A 17,185-nucleotide genomic window follows, 5' to 3' on the forward strand; every position below is an offset into this window, starting at 1 on the left:
GGCATGAAGCAACTGAAGCTGCAAGGCGAGGTCATCGCCAGCGGGCTGGAGTTCCCGGAAGGGCCGGTGGCGATGCCGGACGGCAGCGTGCTGGTCGTGGAGATCGCCGGCGGAAGGCTGACGCGCGTGCTGCCCAACGGCGAGCTGCGCAAGGTGGCGGACCTGGGCGGCGGACCGAACGGCGCGGCGCTGGGGCCGGACGGCCATTGCTACGTCTGCAACAACGGCGGCTTCAGCTGGCGCACCGACGAGGGCTTCACGCGGCCGACCGGACCTGCCGCCGGCTACCAGGGCGGCAGCATCCAGCGGGTGGATGTGGAGACCGGCGCCGTCCAGACCCTCTACACCCATTGCGATGGGGTGGCGCTGCACGGCCCCAACGACATCGTGTTCGATGCGCACGGCGGCTTCTGGTTCAGCGATTTTGGCAAGACCTTCGAAGACAGGATGCTGCGCGGCGCGCTGTACTACGCCCGCGCCGACGGCAGCTTCATCCGCCGCGCCGCGCATCCGGTGCTGACGCCCAACGGCGTCGGCCTGTCGCCGGACGGCAGCCAGCTCTATGTCGCGGAGACCGAGACGAGCCGGCTGTGGTCGTACCCGGTGCTGAACTCGGAGCCGGAGGGCGGCCGGCTGGCGATGGAGCCCTGGCCGTCGCCCAATGGCGGACGGCTGGTGCACGGACTGCCCGGTTATCAGCGCTTTGATTCGCTGGCGCTGGAAGAGGGCGGCAACGTCTGCGTGGCGACGCTGGTTCGCGGCGGAATCAGCGTGTTTTCGCCGGGCGGCGAACTGCTGGAGTTCCACGAGGCGCCGGAAGGCTATTGCACGAACATCTGCTTCGGCGGCGCGGATCGGCGCACGGCCTACATCACATTGTCAGGTTATGGCCAGCTGTTGGCGGCGCGCTGGCCGCGCGCCGGCCTGGCGCTCAACGGCTGATTCCCATGACTCTCCACGCAAAGGATGCATCGATGAAGCTCATACCCGAATCCGGCCGGCGTGCCTTGCTGCGCGCGGCCATGGTCACGGCATTGGCGGCTGCGATAGGTGGCCTGCCGCAAGCCGCCGCCGCGCAGGCCTGGCCCGACAAACCCATCCGCATCATCGTTCCGTACGCGGCCGGGCAGGGCGCCGACCTGCTGGCCAGGCTGGTATCGCAGGAACTGGGCAAGCGCCTGAACCAGCCCATCGTCATCGAGAACCGCGCGGGGGCTGGCGGCAACATCGGTTCCGCGGCGGCGGCGCGCGCGGCGGGAGACGGCTACACCTTCCTGTTCGGCACCAACGCCACCAACGCGGCCAATGAATTCCTGTACGCCAATCAGGGCTACGACCCGGTGACGGACTTTGCCGGCGTGGCCATGATCGGCCTGCTGCCGATGGTGATCTGCACCTCGGCCGCCGATCTGCCGGCCAACAGCGTGGCGCAGTTGATCGACCGCGCGCGCTCGCAGCCCAACGCATTGAACGTGGGGCTGCCCAGCACGACTGCGCAGGTCGTGTTCGCGGAGTTCGTGAAATCCGCCCAGGCGCCGCTGTTCGCGGTCAAGTACAAGGCGTCGGGTCAATCGCTGACGGACACGATGGGCGGGCAGATCCCGCTGGTGATCGACACCGTCACCGCGGCGCGGCCGTATCTGTCCAGCGGCAAGCTGCGCGCGGTGGGCATCACCTCGCTGAAGGCCAGCGACATGCTGCCGGGCGTGAAGCCCGTCTCGGAGCAGGGCGTGCCGGGCTTCGACGTGGTGGCCTGGGACGCGCTGTTCGCGCCCCGCGGCACGCCGCCCGCGATCGTCCAGGAATTGAGCGAGCACGTCCGGTACGTGCTTGAGCAGCCGGAGATGCGCCGCAAGATGCTGGATATCGGCGTGGAACCGCTGGTGATGCGGCCGGCGCAACTGGATGCATTCGTCAAGGACGAACGGCAGAAGTGGGGCGCGATCATCAAGGTCGCGGGCATCCGGATCGAATAGGAAATTCAGGCGGTACAGCAACGCAACAAGGCGTTTTTTTCAGTTCTTGAAGAATGCATTCTGCATTCTTATTAAGAGTAAAGGAGCATCAAAAGTGAGCAATGTCACGAGTCTTCCCCAAGCCGATGTCGGAAACGCGCCCGCCGAGGGCCGCATCACGGACGAGGCTGTCGCCGCCGCCCGCGCAATGATCGGCCTGCATCTGCGGCCCGAAGGACCGTACCTGCAGGACGCCACCGCGGACACCCTGCGCAACTGGTGCAACGGCATCGGCGATCTCAATCCGCTGTATCGCGATGTCGGCTATGGCGCCGGCACGCGCTACGGCACGGTGCTGGGCCATCCCATGTTCCCCATGGCGTTCGGCTGGCTGGGCCGCACCCGCTGGGGCCTGCCCGGCGTCCATGGCTTTTATGCCGGCAACGACTGGGAGCTGTTCCGCCATGTGCGTCCGGGCGACCGCATCACCGCGATCGAACGCGTGGTGGGCGTGGAGGAAAAGGAAAGCAAGTTCTCGGGCCGCCTGGTGCTGCAGTACGTGGAGGCCAGCTACTACAACCAGCGCGGCGAACTGGTGGCCCGCGCCCTGGGCACATGCACCCGGCACGAGCGCAAGGCCGCGCGCGAAACCGGCAAGTACAAGGAAATCGTCCAGCACGAATATTCAGACCAGGAACGCGACCGCATCGACGAGCTGGTGCTGGACGAACCGAAGAACATCCGCGGCGTCAACGTGCGCTACTGGGAGGAGGTGCAGGAAGGCGAGGAATTGCCGACCATCGCCCGCGGCCCGCTGTCGCTGATGGACACGATGGGTTTCCTGGTTGGCTGCGGCCGCGGCCATACCCATGGAGTGGTGCTGCAGGCGGCGGTCAAGCATCCGGGCCATTTCTTCCGCAATCCGGAGGCCGGCGGCGGCGTGGAATACACGGGCATCGGCCATCACCGCGAATCGGTCGCCAAGGAAGTAGGGGTGCCGGGCACCTATGACTATGGCCCGCAGCGTTCGTCGTGGATGTGCTCGCTGGTGACCAACTGGATGGGCGATGCCGGCGTCATCAAGCGTGTCCGCACCGAAATGCGGCGCTTCAACATCATGGGCGACACGACCTTCTGCAAGGGCAAGGTGGTGCGCAAGTACGTCAAGGACAACACCGGGCTGGTGGATATCGAACTGGCGGCCGAAAACCAGCGGGGCGAGCTGACCACGCCGGGGATCGCCACGGTGGCCCTGCCGTCGCGCGACGTGCGCCTGCCGGCGTTCCTGGACGGCTCGGGCGTTGACCTTGAACTGCCCGTGACCCGCTGATCCGGCCCGCGGCCGCAACCTTGCGAGACAGCCCTTATGCAGTCCAACGAAACGCCACAAACCGCCATGCTGCCATTGTCCGGCTGCCGCGTCCTGGAGCGCTCGAGCACGGTCGCGGCCGCCTATGCCGGACGGATGCTTGCCGCCCTGGGTGCGCAGGTAGTGATGCTGGAACCTCCCGGCGGTTCGCCGCTGCGGCGGGCGCCGCCGCTGATCGACGACGGCGAGAGCGCGCTTTTTGCGTACCTGGCGGTGGGCAAGCGCAGCCTGGCGGCGGATGCCGCGTCGGCGTCCGGCCGTGCCTTGCTCGAACGCGAACTGGCGGCGGCCGACATCCTGATCGATGACACGCCGGTGCGGGAGCGGGAGGCGCTGGCCTTGACGCCCGAGGCCGTCAAGCGACGGTACCCGGATCTGGTCCATGTCAGCGTCCTGCCATTCGGCGCCGCGGGCCCGAAGGCCGATTGGGATGGCGAGGAAGTCAATCTGCTGCACGCGGGCGGCGAAGGCTTCCTGCTGCCCAATGGCTTGTCGCACGAGCTGTTTCCGGACCGGCCGCCCTTGAAGATATACGGCCACTTCGGCGGCTACCAAGGCGGGGCGATGGCGGCGTTCTGCGCGCTTGCCGCGTGGTGGGCCGTGCCGGCCGGCGGCGGCCAGTATGTCGACGTGTCGGTTCAGGACGCCGTGTTGTCGGTGGGCGCGTTCGCCTTGCAACGCCTGGGCGACGGCTCGCTGGAGCACCGGACCAGCCGGCGCTTTCGCTACGGCGGCGTGTTCGAAGCGCAGGACGGCTTCATCGAATTGCTGACGCTGGAGGACCGGCAGTGGTCATCGCTGGTGGAACTGCTGGGCCATCCCGCATGGGCGGCGGATGCGGGTCTGCGCGACCCGCTGGAGCGCAGCCGCCGCGGCGACGAGATCAACGGCCACATCCGCGAGTGGATGGCGCGCCATCCGGCGGAGGAGATCGTGCGGCGCGCGCAGGAGCTGGGCGTGCCGGCCGCCAAGTACCGGCAGCCCGCCGAAGTGATCCATGGCGAGCAGGAGCAGGCGCGCGGCCTGTTCGCGCCGGCCGTCCTGGCCAGCGGCCGAGAGGCCGGCATTCTGGTCGCGCCGTTTCAATTCCGCTGTACGCCTTTGCCTCGAGAGGGGCGTGTTCCCCCACTGGACGAGATGGCGCAGGAGGCATCCGCATGAGCCAGGCCAACCCACACAGCCCGATCCAGACCCGGACATTGCGGGCGCCGCTTGCCGGCGTGCGCATCGCCGACTTCACCATTCACGCAGCGGGTCCGTTCTGTACGCATCTGCTGTCGCAATTGGGCGCCGAGTGCATCAAGATTGAAAGCCTGACGCGGCCGGACGCCTTCCGCAAACCGCATGCCGTTTATGGCCGCATGTCCGCGGCCACGTTCGACCAGGTGTCGGCCAACAAGCTGTCGGTGCGCCTGAACCTGAAGGAGCCCGAGGCCGCGGCCCTGGCCAAACGGATCGTCGCGCTGTCGGACGTGGCCGCCGAGAGCTTCCGGCCCGGCGTCATGAAACGCCTGGGGCTGAGCTTTGACGAACTGCGCGAGGTCAAGCGCGACCTGGTGCTCCTGTCCCTGTCGTCTTGCGGCCAGAGCGGACCCGATTCGCACTTTGCCGGCTACGCGCCGCTATTCGGCGCGTGGGGCGGCCTGGGGTGGATGAGCGGCTACAGCGACGGCCCGCCCGTCGAGATGCGGCATGTGATGGACCACGCCGCGGGCGTGCACGCCGCGCTGGCCACCATGGCGGCGCTGAACCAGCGCCGGCGCACGGGCCAGGCCCAGCATGTGGACCTGGCCGCCCGCGAAGTGGCCTCGGCCATGATCGGCGACGCGCTGGTCCTGGCCAGCCTGGGCATCACCCCCGAACGTCCGGGCAACGCGGACCTGGCAATGGCGCCGCACGGCGTCTATCCCACGGCGCAGCCCGATCGCTGGCTGACCCTGGCCATCCGGGACGACGCGCAGTGGCGGGCGCTGGCCCGCGTCCTGGGCCAGGACGGCAAGGACGCGCGCTACGCCACCGCCTCCGCGCGGCTGGAGCAGCGGGCGGAGGTGGACCGCCTGGTCACGCGCTGGCTCGCGTCACGCGACGCGGAATCCACCGCGGAACAGCTGCAGCAGGCCGGCGTATGCGCGCATGTGTCCTGGACCATGCAGGATATTGCGTCGGACCCGCATCTGCAGGCGCGCGGCGCCGTCACCACGGTGCAGGCGCCCGGCATCCCGGCCCGGCTCGCGGTCGGCGCCCCGGCGCGATTCAGCGGTACGGACGAGGTGGGAATCCGGCGCTTGACGCCCGCCTTGGGCCAGGACGAGGATTATGTCTTCGGCGAGCTGCTGGGACTGGACTCGGCCCAACGCGCGGACCTGCAAGCGCGCGGGGTGATTTTGTGAACCATCCATCCGATGTCTCGCGACCGCGCAATGACATCCCCACGAAACCCAACGACATCAAGGAACGCCTGATGAAAGATGCCATCTATCTGGTGCTGGACATGGAGAACGACCTGGTCCATGCGGACGGGCCCAATGGCCGCGCGGCCTACGGCGAGCAGGTGCGCAGCCGCGGCATCCTGGAACACACGCGGCGCGCCCTGGACAAGGCCCGCGCCGCCGGCCTGGACATCGGTTTCGTGCGCGTGGGTTTCTCGCCGGACTACCGGGAGTGCCCGCCCAGTTCGCCCATCTTCTCGGGGGCGCGCAAGAACGGCATATTCAAGCTGGGCGGGTGGGGCACCGAAGTGCACCCCGACCTGGGCCAGCAGCCTGGCGACTTCGACATCGTCAAGCATCGGGTCAGCCCCTTCTACAGCACCAGCCTGGAAGCCATCCTGCGCGCGCACGGGATCAAACGGATCTATTGCTCCGGGATTTCAACCAACGCCGTGGTGCAGGCCACCGTGCGGGAAGGTCACGACCGCGACTACGAGATGGTGGTGCTGGAAGACTGCTGCTGCGGCCTGACCACGGAAGAGCACGACAACGCGATCAAGAGCCTGCAGCGCTTTTGCCGCATCACCAATTCGCTGGATGTCGTGTTCGAATGAGGCGCCCATGAACCGTCCCGCCCGCAGCCTGCTGTTCGTCCCGGGGGACCGGCCCGAGCGTTACGCGCGCGCCATCGCCAGTGGCGCGCATGAGGTGATCCTGGACCTGGAAGACGCCGTGGCGCCGGGCGCCAAGGCGCAGGCCCGTGCCGCCGCGGCCACCTGGCTGGCTGCCGGAGGCCAGGCCTATGTCCGCATCAACGCCGCCGATACGGACTGGCACCAGGACGACCTGGCGGCGGTCCGCGAGGCCCCGGGCGCGGGCCTCATGTTGCCCAAGGCCGATGCGGCGTCGCTCGCGCAGGTCTTGCGGGCGCTGCCGGGCCGCCGGGTCATCGCCTTGCTGGAAACCGTGGACGGCTACATGGACCTGCAGGCCCTTGCGCGGTTGCCGGGCCTGTCGCGCATCGCCTTCGGCAGTGTGGATTTCGCGGCCGACAGCGGTATCTCCGACACGGGCGATGCGATGACTTCCATACGCACGCGGATCGTGCTGGCGTCCCGTCATGCCGGACTGGCCGCGCCCGTGGACGGCGTCAGCCTGGAGTTCACGGATCCCGAGCGGATGCGCGCCGACGCCGCGCGGTCCAGGCAGCTTGGGTTTGGCGGAAAGCTGTGCATCCACCCGCGCCAGGTAGAGGCGGTCAACACCGCTTATCTGCCGACCGCCGCCGAGCAGGACTGGGCGCGGCGAGTGCTTGCCGCCTTTGACGCCAGCCAGGGGGCGGCCACCGCCGTGGACGGAAAAATGATCGACAAGCCGGTGGTCGAACAGGCGCGGCGCATTGCGGCGGAATCCCCCGGGGCCACCATGGCTTAACGGTTAGAATCAGCCCCATGGGGGCTTCGCGGCCTGTAAGCAGGTTTTTCCGGCAAGTCCGGGCCACTCAGGCTTAATAAATGGAATACCGAACAAAAGAGGAACAAGTCGCGGATTATCTGCGTGAGCGCATCATCTCGGGCGTATTTCCCCGTGGTTCGCGCTTGAAGCAGGCAGAGATCGCCGAACAGCTGCGGCTGAGCATCACGCCGGTGCGCGAAGCGCTGAAACTGCTGGAAGCCGAAGGCTACATCAGCGGCGATTCCTACCGCGGAGCGCGCGTGGTTCCGTTCGACGCCGGCGCATCGGCCGAGATCCTGCAACTGCGCCTGCTGCTCGAGTCGCAGCTTGTCCGCGCCGCGATCGAGCGCATCACCACCAAAGACATCACCGAACTGCGTGTCTTGGCCAATGAATTTGCCCAGTCCTTTGAAACCGGCGACCGCGCCACCGCGCGCGGCATCAACTACCGCTTTCACCGCCAGCTTTACGACATCGCCCAATTGCCCCAGACCCTGCACTTCGTGCAGATCCTGTGGGCGCGCTACCCGTTCGACCTGATCAACTCGGCCTCCGGGCGCGGCGAAGACGCCGTGCGCGAACACGAAGAAATCCTGCAGGCGTTCGCCTCCGGCGACGCATCCGCGGCCATGCTGGCCATGCGCAAGCACATCGAGTCCGGCTGGACCGTGCTGAAGTCGCTGGGCGAGTCCGCACAAGCGGACTGATCGCGCGCGCCGACAGTCCAGACCGAGCAGCCGAATCGGCGCTGCGGGATGGTCTGCCGGAACGGATCGGGGAGGCCACGCGCAACTGGTCCATGACTCGCAGCGCAAAGTGATATCCGAAATTCTTATATCTGAACAGGCCATAAATCTATAGTTCTTTAGAACCTGTTGACATAAAGAAGGGTATTGCCGATGATGCAGAAGCCCGCTCCCCGGCGGGCCAAGACAAGCACAGCGCCGCGTCCGCTGCGCAATAGCGCGGCCACCAGAGAGGCATGCCATGGAGACATCCCCCAACAACCCCGCGCGGCGCCGCCTGCTGGCCGGCAGCGCCAGCGCCCTGGCTGCCGCCGGCCTGGGCGCCCCGATCATCGCGCGCGCCAGTGATCCCCCCGCCAAACCGGCCGCCACGGCGGCCAAGCCGCTGCCGCCGTATGCGGCCTGGAAAGACGCCGACAGCGTCATCGTGCACACCGCCAACACCATCGAGACCAGGCGCAGCGCGTTTGGCGACGGCGTCATCACGCCATCGCGCCAGCTCTACGTCCGCAACAACCTGCCGCCGCCCAACGCGTCCATCCTGGACGACCGCGATGCCTGGACAGTGGAAATACTGGGCGTCAAACAGCCGCGCACACTGACCGTGGGCGTACTCAAGACACTGGGCGTGGAGACGCTGGCCACGGTGCTGCAATGCTCCGGCAATGGCCGCAAGTTCTTTCCCCACAAGCCCAGCGGCACGCCATGGGAGGTCGGCGCGGCCGGCTGCGTCATGTGGACGGGCATTCCGGTTCGCACCCTGGTCGAATACCTGGGCGGCGTGGACGGCACGCCCGGCTACATGACCGGCACGGGCGGGGAACCGCTGCCCGAAGGCCTGGACCCCAAGACCCTGGTGGTGGAACGTTCGGTGCCTCGCGAGGCGATGCAGGACGCCATACTGGCCTGGGAAATGAACAACGAGCCGCTGTCGCTGGCCCATGGCGGCCCGCTGCGGCTGATCGTGCCAGGCTACACCGGCGTGAACAACGTCAAGTACATCAAACGGCTGGCCTTCACTGCCGAACAAAGCCCCGCGAAAATCCAGCAGACCAGCTATCGCCTGGCGCCGATGGGCGTCAAGCCGGGCCCCGACAATCCTTCGGTCTGGGGCATGGAGCCCAAGTCCTGGATCACCAGCCCCGGAACGGACGGCCAGGCCGTCAAGGCCGGACGCGCAATGGTGCGCGGCGTGGCCTTCGGCGGCATGCATGCGGTCAAGCAGGTGGACGTCTCCATCGACGGAGGCAAGACCTGGAAACAGGCTGCGCTGATCGGACCGGACCTGGGCAAGTACGCGTGGCGTCAGTTTGCGTTGCCCGTCGACTTGTCCGCCGGGCAGCATATGCTGGTGAGCCGGGTCGAAGATTCTGAAGGCAATGTGCAGGTGGAAGCGCGGGTTGAAAACGTGGACGGCTATGTCAACAGCAGTTGGCGCGATCACGGCCTGACGGTCAACGTGTCCTAGTCGTGGCGACATCGATGGACAGTACGTTGCTGCGGCATGCTGCGCGCCGCCACCCGGCCAGGTGGCGGCTCTTGTCCGCCGCGGCGGCGGGCCTGTTGTCCCTGGCGGGCGGTTTGGCATGTGCGGCGGAACCGAAAGATGTCGAAGCCGGCCGCACGCTATTCATGCAAGCCACGACACCGGCCTGTGCCGTGTGCCACACCTTGGCCGACGCCGGCGCGGCGGGCACCATCGGCCCAAGCCTGGATGAACTGAAGCCGGACGCCAACCGCGTGGCCCAGGCCGTACGCAACGGCATCGGCGTCATGCCGGCCTTCGATGCGCTAAGCGATGCCGATGTGCAGGCCCTGGCGAAGTATGTATCTGGCGTCACCGGCGGTGCGCAGTAGCCGTGAGTGATGTTGGCGGCATGACGATATGGCTCCAGGGGCTGAGCAGAAGCGCACAGACGGGTTTGCCTGGCGCATAACAGGGGTGCACGGCCGCTTCCGCGGCCTGCGACTGGCACCACTGAGTCCCCATGGGCGGGCAATGGCCTGGTGCAGCGCCATCGCCGCTCATGGATCGGCGTCTGCGCGATTGCGCGCATCGGCGTCGATCATCGAGCACTAAGGTACTATCGCCCTGCGATCCTGCTATGTCCCCGAAATTGGGCAACAACCCATCTCGAATGGCTAGGGCAAGTCTTGACGCATTTCTTGATCGACTTGCCGGACAGGTATCGCACAAACGGCGAACGAATCAGGAAAAGGGAGAAATTTGATGCGCTTGAAGGCTCTTGCCCTCTGCTTGCTGGCGGGATTTGGTACTTCCGTCGCTGCACAAGACAGCACCCAATCGTTGCAACAGGCCTTGAAGCAGATACCGCAGGTGGTGCTTTCCAACCCCGAAGCGATGCAGATATTCTTTCTGGACGCGCAAGTCTGGCGGGGACTGGAAAAATCCGGGCCGTCGGCTGATGGCATGCGGAGACTGGCCATTGCGCAGCCGATCCGCCCGCTCGAATCCATCGGGTATGGTCTGGACCAGTGGTCGGCAAACGCGAAAATCTCCTTCGATGCGCTTTCCTATTTCGCCGGTTTTGGCCAGGCTCCGCTCAATATCAGCTATTGGGGGCTGAAGGACAAAGAATCCTTAGGGAAGTTGGTTGCCAGCCTCAAGCAGACCGACTTCGCTGCGGTCGATGGCGACGTTTCAGGCCTTATCGCAAACGACGGCGCCGGCAAGATGGATATGAAAAAGGCCAACCCCAAGGATCCGTGGAGAGGGATGATGGGCAAGGCAAGCTTTGTCCTGCCTCTCGATACGGCCTTGATCCAGGCATCGTCGGCCACGGGAATGAAAATACTGGCTCAGCCCACGCCATCGGTTGCGGACAGTGAAGTCGTGGCAGCCTCTGTTGCCGGCTTGAAGGAGGGGGTGCCGTCGGACCGGGGCCAAATCGTGCAGGCCGCGGTCATATCCCCTGTCATGGGCCTTGCCGCTGTTGATCCGGCGAAGGTGTTGCTCTCCGCGAATGCGGATATCGATATCGCAAAGCAAAATCTCAAAGCAGCGGTCGAAGCGACTGGACGCGGTATCCCGCCTTACTTCTCGGGGATCATTGCGGATGCCCAGATCGACAACCTGCCCGCGGTCGTGATGTCCCTGTCTTACGCGGATTGCGCCACCGCCAGGCAGGCCGTAGACGGCATCGGTGCAGCCTGGAAGGAAAGCATGGCCGGTGCGGTGGAAGCCAAGGTTTCCGGGCGCACGGTGGCGGCCGGCAAGCTGTGTGCGGCAGTCGTCAGCCTGACGTCGCCAAAGGCGGAGAATGCCGGAAACCCAGTTCTGTCCCAGGTGATGAACCGCCATATGCGGCGTGAATTCACCTTGCTGCAGATAGGCGCGGCGCGCTGATCGCGATCGGGGATTTCGAACTTTGATGAGTCCACCCTCTCCTTTTCTGAAGGCGAAGGCCCGGTGCGCGTCCGAATCGTCGAAAGCGGCGCCAATACTCCATTTGGCGTATGGAGATAACTTGCTCGGATACCGTGCATAAGATAAAAATGTGCTCTCTCACTTTGCATGTGGCCGAGAGGCAATTCGGTACATCCGTACGGTGAGCGCCAAAAAACAGTCGGGTACACCCGCACTTCAAGGCGATCGACATGGTCGCCAATTCCAGCGTCTTTTCGTGGTCCTTCGACGTCGATGACTCTACTGGAGGGTACTTCTCAGAACGGCCCGGTGGGATGCACGTCGAGCTTTCCCAGCTCGCACAGGCTTGCTCGATCCCAGGTTCGCGAGCGGGGAGGTTCCATGAAATCAAGAAGAGATGGACCAGCCGGATGGATGTGCAGTTTGGCGGCGGTGCTGGCCATCCTGGCCATCCAGTGCAACGCTCAGCCCGTGGCAGAGACCGCCTACCACGGCATGGCCGAAGCCTCGGCGGCAGTCATGCTCGACGATCGTCACTTCGTGGTGGCCGAGGATGAGTGCAACACTTTGCTTATCTATACTCGCGGCCAGTCCAAGCCCTCTGGTGCCGGGCTCGACGTCGCCGAGTTCTTGAAGACAGGCGACAAGGCCTCCGACGTCGAGGGCGGGGCGAGACTGGGCGACATCGTCTATTGGATCACCTCGCACAGCCTCCCGAAGTCCGGCAAACCCCGGGAGTGGCGCAAGCTGTTCTTTGCCACGCGGGTCGTCCAATCAGGCTCCGCGCCTACCCTTGTTCCGCACGAACAACCGTACACGGGCCTGCTGGAGGCAATGATCGCCGCTCCTGAGCTGAAGGACCTAAAGCTCAGTGACGCCGCCAAGACGCCACCCGAGCGGCCTGGTGGCCTGAACATTGAAGGGCTGGCGGCCTGGACGGGCGACAGCCTGCTGATCGGCTTCCGGAGCCCACTGGTATCAGGCAAGGCACCTCTCGTGCCGCTGACGAACCCTGCGGCGGTGACACACGGCAGCCAAGCCAGGTTTGGCAGCCCGATCCTCGTCGACTTGAATGGACGCGGCGTACGCAGCATCGATAAGGTGGGCAACGAGTACATGATTGTCGGTGGCCCCGTCGCCGACACCGGCACCTTCGCCCTCTTCAGTTGGTCCGGTGATCCTGCCGAGCCGCCGAAGATGGCGTTCGAGTTGCCTGCGGGCTACTTTCCGGAAGCACTGCTTCCGGTGCCCGGGTTCAAGGAGGTGGATCTCCTGAGCGACGACGGCTCGAAACAGCCCGAGGCCGCCTGCGGCTCCGCGGCCAAGGCGCAACAGCAGTTCCGTGCGCTGCGCGTACGCATACCCTAGCGGCGGACCCTCCGCGAGAGCAGCCGTAGGTTTGCGGCGCCCGCTTGCGAGCGCCTCACCGTGCTATTGGACCGTGACGTGCGCCTTGTCGATGACGGTTTTCCATTTGTCGAGCTCGGCGTCGACGAAGCCCGAGACCTGTGCCGGCGAGAGCTTGGCCGGCGTGGCATTGTTGTCGTTGAGCCATTTGATGTTGGCTTCGGTGTTGGCGCTGTCGATGGCGATCTGGTTCAGTCTCTGCACGATGGGTGTCGGCATGCCGGCGGGGCCGAAGAGGCCTATCCAGGCCTGCGATTCATAGCTCGGATAGCCGGATTCGGCGACGGTTGGGACATCGGGCAAGCTGGGCAGGCGGTCTTTTGAGGTGACGGCCAGGGCTTTGACGTCGCCCGAGCGAATGAAGGCGGCTGCCGATGTTGCGTCCAGGAATGCCGCCGGGATCTGCGCGCCTATCAGGTCGGTGACGGCAGGCGCGGCGCCCTTGTAGGGGATATGGCGCAGATTGGCGCCGGCGACCATTTTGTAGAGTTCGCCGGACATGTGCGCCGAGCCGCCCACGCTGCTGGAGCCGAAAGCCAGACCGCCAGGTTGTTTGTTGGCGTAGGCCGTGAATTCCTTGGCGTTGGAGATGGGAGATTTGGCGGGCACCAGCAGGACGTTAGGCGCGTAAGCCAGAATGGCCACGTTGGAGAAGCTTTTCTTCGGGTCGTAGGGCAGGTTGGGCTGCAGGCCGGGATAGATCACGTGCTGCGTGGCCGTGACGAGCAGGTTGTAGCCGTCCGGTTTCTCGCGCGTGACGAGGGCAGTGCCGATCTGACCGCTGGCGCCGGGCTTGTTCTGAACCACGATGGTCGTCTTCAACGCATTGCCCAGGTCCTGAGCGTAGCGGCGCGCAACCAGATCCGTGAAACCGCCAGGCGAAAACGGGACGACGATGGTGATGGGTTTGCCGTCGGGCCAATCGGCGGCAGCCGCGACTCCAGACGCGAGCAGGGCGCTGCTGCCGCAGATGATGATGGCGGCCAAGTTGCGGCCCAAAGGGATGCGATGCAGTTGCTTGTCAGACACGCTTGTCTCCGTTTTGTTGTATTTATCAAAACCTCTGTATATGCCAGGTCCGCTGCCCACGCAGGTCAGGTATCGACCGTGCCTGCATCCCTTGGGGACACCGTTGACGTGCTCTCTCTTAGTGCGTGTGCGCGGCTTCAGGCAGGGCCATCGTGAAATCCTCGCCCCTCCTGAGCGAGCCTGACGATGAGATTGGCCGGCTTCCAGTATTGGGAACCGTGCTCGGCTTCGTACTTGCGCAGCCCCGCCAGGATGGCAGGCAGACCGATCTGGTCCGCGTAGCACAGCGGGCCGCCCCGGTAGACGGGAAAGCCGTAACCTTTGAGCCAGACGACGTCGATGTCGGAGGCGCGTTCGACGATATTCTCCTCCAGGATATAGGCGGCTTCGTTGATCATGGAGTACAGGCAGCGCTCCAGAATTTCCTGGTCGGAGATCTGCCGCGCTTGTCGGCCGGAGGCGGCGCGGTGTGCGGCGACCAGTGTTTCGGCAGCAGGTGACGGGGTGGCCTTGCGGTCACTGTCATAGTCGTAGAAGCCACCCTGGGTCTTCTGGCCCAGCCGGCCCGCGGCGTACATGCGGTCCAGCATGTCGCACTCGCGCTCGCGCGGCGTCAGGTTCTGCAGGCGGCTCTGGCGATTGCGCCAGCCCACGTCCAGGCCTGCCAGATCCGCCATGGCGAACGGCCCCATCGGGAGGCCGAAGTCGCGCAGGACACGGTCGATCTGAAAGGGCGAGGCGCCTTCCTGGAGCAGGAAATAGCTTTCGCGCGTACGCTTGCTCAACATGCGGTTGCCGACGAATCCGTCGCAGGATCGCACCAGCACGGCGACTTTGCCCAGGCGGCGGCCCACTTCCATGACGGTGGCGCACACTTCGTCAGAGGTGGCGGAGCCGCGCACGTTCTCCAGCAACTGCATGACGTTGGCGGGACTGAAAAAGTGCATCCCGACCACGTCCTGGGGCCGCCGGGTGGCGCTCGCAATATTGTCGATGTCCAGGTAAGAGGTGTTGGAGGCCAGGATGGCGCCGGGTTTGCAGACCAGATCGAGCGTCTTGAATATCTCGTGCTTGAGCCCGATTTCCTCGAACACCGCTTCAATGACCAGATCCACGTCGGCCAGATCCTCGAAGCGTGTGCTGCCCTGTATGCATGCGAGTCGCTGCGCGACGTCGCCTGCGCCGAGCCGGCCGCGCCGAGCGGAGTTGGCGTAGTTTTCTTCGATGCGCGCCAAGCCCTGACTGAGGCGCTGGGCGTCTTTCTCCAGCAGCACCACGGGTATGCCGGCGTTGGCGAAGCACATCGCAATGCCGCCGCCCATCGTGCCGGCGCCTATCACCGCCGCCCGGCTGACGGACCTGGCCTTGGCCGCAAACGGCAGCTTGTGCACTTGACGCTCGGCAAAGAAGGCATGGCGCAGTGCGCGTGACTGTGGCGATGCTTTCAGTTCGTCGAACAAGGCGCGCTCGATCTGCAACCCTTGGTCAAAGGGTTGTTCCACGGCCGCGCGCACCGCTTTCACGCAACTGAGCGGCGCTTCATAGCCGCGGCGTCGTTGCCGCAGGCTTTGTTCGGCAGCAGTAAAGAGATCTGAATCCGCCTCGGGGGCAGCCAAGGCGCTCACTCTTCGCTGCGCCAGGTCTTCGTGCTGAACCCGTCTTGCCAGGGCCAATGCCGCGTTCACCAGATCCGCTTCGGCGAGCTCATCCACCAAGCCGATGCGCAGCGCGTGTTGGGCCGAGATCGGCTTGCCGTCGACGATCATCTCCAATGCCTCGGCCGCACCGATCAGGCGGGGCAGGCGTTGGGTTCCTCCCGCGCCGGGCAACAGGCCGAGCTTGACTTCGGGCAGGCCGAAGCGGGCGTCCGGTGTGGCGATGCGGTAGTGGCAGCCGAGCGCGACCTCGAGCCCGCCGCCCAGTGCGGTTCCGTGTATGGCCGCGATCACGGGTTTTTGCGCTTGTTCCAGGCACTGTATGACATCGGCCAGCTTAGGCTCCTGGGGAGGGAGGGCGAACTCCTTGATGTCGGCACCGGCAAAGAAAGTCTTTCCCTTGCACAGCAAGACCACTGCTTTGACACTCGCGTCGGTCTGCGCGGCGGCGATGGCGGATTTCAGCCCCGCCCGCACTGCCTGAGAGAGCGCATTGACAGGCGGGTTGTCGATTGAAATGCAGGCCACGTCGGCCTGAAGATGGTAGGTGACGACTTGCGTGCTGCTCATGATTGTGTCCGCGGTTTCAGCGTTTACAGGGTGGCGCGCGATCCGAGAATCGCCGTGACCTGGCTGGCCAACTGGCCGCCATTGCCGTGGGCCAGGGCCAGATCGACGCCGTCAACCTGTCTGGCGCCTGCGGAGCGGCGGATCTGGTGGACCGCCTCGATGGCCGCGAAAATGCCATACATGCCCGGATGATTGCAGGACAGGCCGCCGCCGTTGGTGTTGACCGGCAGTGCGCCACCGGGCGCGGTCACGCCTGACGCCACGAACGCGCCACCTTCGCCCTTGGCGCAGTAACCCAGGTCCTCAAGAAACAGAATCGGGTTGATGGTGAACGCGTCATAGAGCTGCAGGACGTCGATCTCTTGTGGCGCGACGCGCGCCATCTCGAAAGCGCGTTGGCCGGATTGCGCGGCACCGGTGACCGTGAGGTCTTCCATGGTCGAAATCTGGCGATGCGTGGTTGCCTCACCGACACCCAGAACATAGGCCGGCGTGTTGGAAAATTCCGGCACGCGCTCCGCGGCGACGAGAATCATCGCTCCGCCGCCGTCGGTCACCAGGCAGCAGTCCCGCAGCGTGAGAGGATCGGATATGGGCCGGGAATCCAGAACATCGGCGATGCTCAGAGGGCCGCGCTCGTGCGCGGCAGGATTGAGCTGCGCCCACTGGCGCGCGGCGACCGCGACGTTGGCCAACTGCTCGCGCGTGGTTCCGTACTGGTGCATGTGGCGCGCGGTCGCCAAGGCGTAGCCACTGATGGGGTTGCGCGGCGAATACATCGCCTCCCAGGGTGCGGGTTCGGTCAGGGTGGTCAGCTTGCCGCCCGCCGACAGTTGGTTCGACCCATAGCAAATGCAGGCCACTTTGCAAAGCCCGGCTTGCAGGGCAAGCGTGGCCGACAACAGGTGCGCCAGAAATGAGGATCCGCCGATGTTGGTGCCATCCATATAGGTCGGATGGATGCCGAGGTACTCCGCCACGGACAGGGCGGGCATGAAATGCGTCAGTGTGGACGTGAACAAGCCGTCGATCTGGTCCACGCCGATGCCCGCATCGGCCGCCGCCGCCTGAACGGCGATGCCGAGTTGATCCAAAGCCGAGAACCCGGGGCTGTTCCAGCCAGGCGTGGTGCCGATCCCGACAATCGCCGAGGCCCCTCTTGTACTAGTAGCCATCAAATCA

The 17,185-nt window shown here is 65.5% G+C and carries 15 protein-coding genes; 12 read left to right on the plus strand and 3 right to left on the minus strand.

Features of this window, described 5'->3' with window-relative positions; translation table 11 throughout:
- Window positions 1-3: 3 nt before the first annotated feature.
- The 12 genes from HLG70_RS00435 (at window position 4) to HLG70_RS00490 (ending at window position 12,710) form a co-directional block, all read left to right on the plus strand.
- Window positions 4-942: an SMP-30/gluconolactonase/LRE family protein gene (locus tag HLG70_RS00435; RefSeq protein WP_171667579.1), complete on the plus strand. Its 939-nt coding sequence runs from the start codon at window positions 4-6 to the stop codon at window positions 940-942.
- A gap of 32 nt (window positions 943-974) precedes the next feature.
- Complete coding sequence (locus HLG70_RS00440) at window positions 975-1,976, plus strand: Bug family tripartite tricarboxylate transporter substrate binding protein (RefSeq protein WP_171667578.1); 1,002 nt, start codon at window positions 975-977, stop codon at window positions 1,974-1,976.
- A gap of 94 nt (window positions 1,977-2,070) precedes the next feature.
- Window positions 2,071-3,285 (plus strand): FAS1-like dehydratase domain-containing protein, encoded by a 1,215-nt coding sequence (locus tag HLG70_RS00445; protein ID WP_171667577.1) that lies wholly within the window; start codon window positions 2,071-2,073, stop codon window positions 3,283-3,285.
- A gap of 36 nt (window positions 3,286-3,321) precedes the next feature.
- Window positions 3,322-4,485, plus strand: coding sequence for a CoA transferase (locus HLG70_RS00450; protein WP_171667576.1), 1,164 nt, complete (start codon window positions 3,322-3,324; stop codon window positions 4,483-4,485).
- Window positions 4,482-5,714, plus strand: coding sequence for a CaiB/BaiF CoA transferase family protein (locus tag HLG70_RS00455; protein ID WP_171667575.1), 1,233 nt, complete (start codon window positions 4,482-4,484; stop codon window positions 5,712-5,714). Before HLG70_RS00450 ends, HLG70_RS00455 begins: the two co-directional genes overlap by 4 nt.
- Before the next feature lie 71 nt (window positions 5,715-5,785).
- The gene (locus tag HLG70_RS00460; protein ID WP_171667574.1) at window positions 5,786-6,367 is read left to right on the plus strand and encodes a cysteine hydrolase; all 582 of its coding nucleotides are present in this window, start codon (window positions 5,786-5,788) and stop codon (window positions 6,365-6,367) included.
- Window positions 6,368-6,374: 7 nt separating this feature from the next.
- The gene (locus HLG70_RS00465) at window positions 6,375-7,187 is read left to right on the plus strand and encodes an HpcH/HpaI aldolase/citrate lyase family protein (RefSeq protein ID WP_171667573.1); all 813 of its coding nucleotides are present in this window, start codon (window positions 6,375-6,377) and stop codon (window positions 7,185-7,187) included.
- A gap of 80 nt (window positions 7,188-7,267) precedes the next feature.
- The gene (locus HLG70_RS00470; protein WP_171667572.1) at window positions 7,268-7,915 is read left to right on the plus strand and encodes a GntR family transcriptional regulator; all 648 of its coding nucleotides are present in this window, start codon (window positions 7,268-7,270) and stop codon (window positions 7,913-7,915) included.
- Window positions 7,916-8,195: 280 nt separating this feature from the next.
- Window positions 8,196-9,422: a sulfite oxidase gene (locus HLG70_RS00475; RefSeq protein ID WP_171667571.1), complete on the plus strand. Its 1,227-nt coding sequence runs from the start codon at window positions 8,196-8,198 to the stop codon at window positions 9,420-9,422.
- 14 nt (window positions 9,423-9,436) lie between these two features.
- Window positions 9,437-9,811 carry a c-type cytochrome gene (locus tag HLG70_RS00480; protein WP_171667570.1) on the plus strand — a complete coding sequence of 125 codons (375 nt, stop codon included), beginning with the start codon at window positions 9,437-9,439 and terminating at the stop codon, window positions 9,809-9,811.
- Window positions 9,812-10,184: 373 nt separating this feature from the next.
- Entirely contained in the window at window positions 10,185-11,321 is a 1,137-nt protein-coding gene (locus HLG70_RS00485) for a hypothetical protein (RefSeq protein ID WP_234103312.1), read from the plus strand.
- A 402-nt stretch (window positions 11,322-11,723) separates the two neighbouring features.
- A complete protein-coding gene (locus tag HLG70_RS00490) occupies window positions 11,724-12,710 on the plus strand; it encodes a DUF3616 domain-containing protein (RefSeq protein ID WP_171667569.1) in 987 nt (328 codons plus the stop codon).
- 63 nt (window positions 12,711-12,773) lie between these two features.
- On the opposite strand, the gene HLG70_RS00495 is transcribed toward HLG70_RS00490, so the two are convergent.
- The 3 genes from HLG70_RS00495 to HLG70_RS00505 all read right to left on the minus strand — a co-directional run bounded on the left by HLG70_RS00495 (window position 12,774) and on the right by HLG70_RS00505 (window position 17,178).
- Window positions 12,774-13,778: a Bug family tripartite tricarboxylate transporter substrate binding protein gene (locus tag HLG70_RS00495; RefSeq protein ID WP_171667568.1), complete on the minus strand. Its 1,005-nt coding sequence runs from the start codon at window positions 13,776-13,778 to the stop codon at window positions 12,774-12,776.
- A gap of 137 nt (window positions 13,779-13,915) precedes the next feature.
- Window positions 13,916-16,003, minus strand: a complete 2,088-nt coding sequence (locus HLG70_RS00500; RefSeq protein ID WP_171667567.1) for a 3-hydroxyacyl-CoA dehydrogenase NAD-binding domain-containing protein — start codon at window positions 16,001-16,003, stop codon at window positions 13,916-13,918.
- Between the two features lie 23 nt (window positions 16,004-16,026).
- Window positions 16,027-17,178 (minus strand): acetyl-CoA acetyltransferase, encoded by a 1,152-nt coding sequence (locus HLG70_RS00505; RefSeq protein WP_171667601.1) that lies wholly within the window; start codon window positions 17,176-17,178, stop codon window positions 16,027-16,029.
- Window positions 17,179-17,185: the final 7 nt, after the last annotated feature.

Origin of the sequence: Achromobacter deleyi, from assembly GCF_013116765.2 — a bacterium.
GTDB lineage: Bacteria > Pseudomonadota > Gammaproteobacteria > Burkholderiales > Burkholderiaceae_B > Achromobacter > Achromobacter deleyi_A.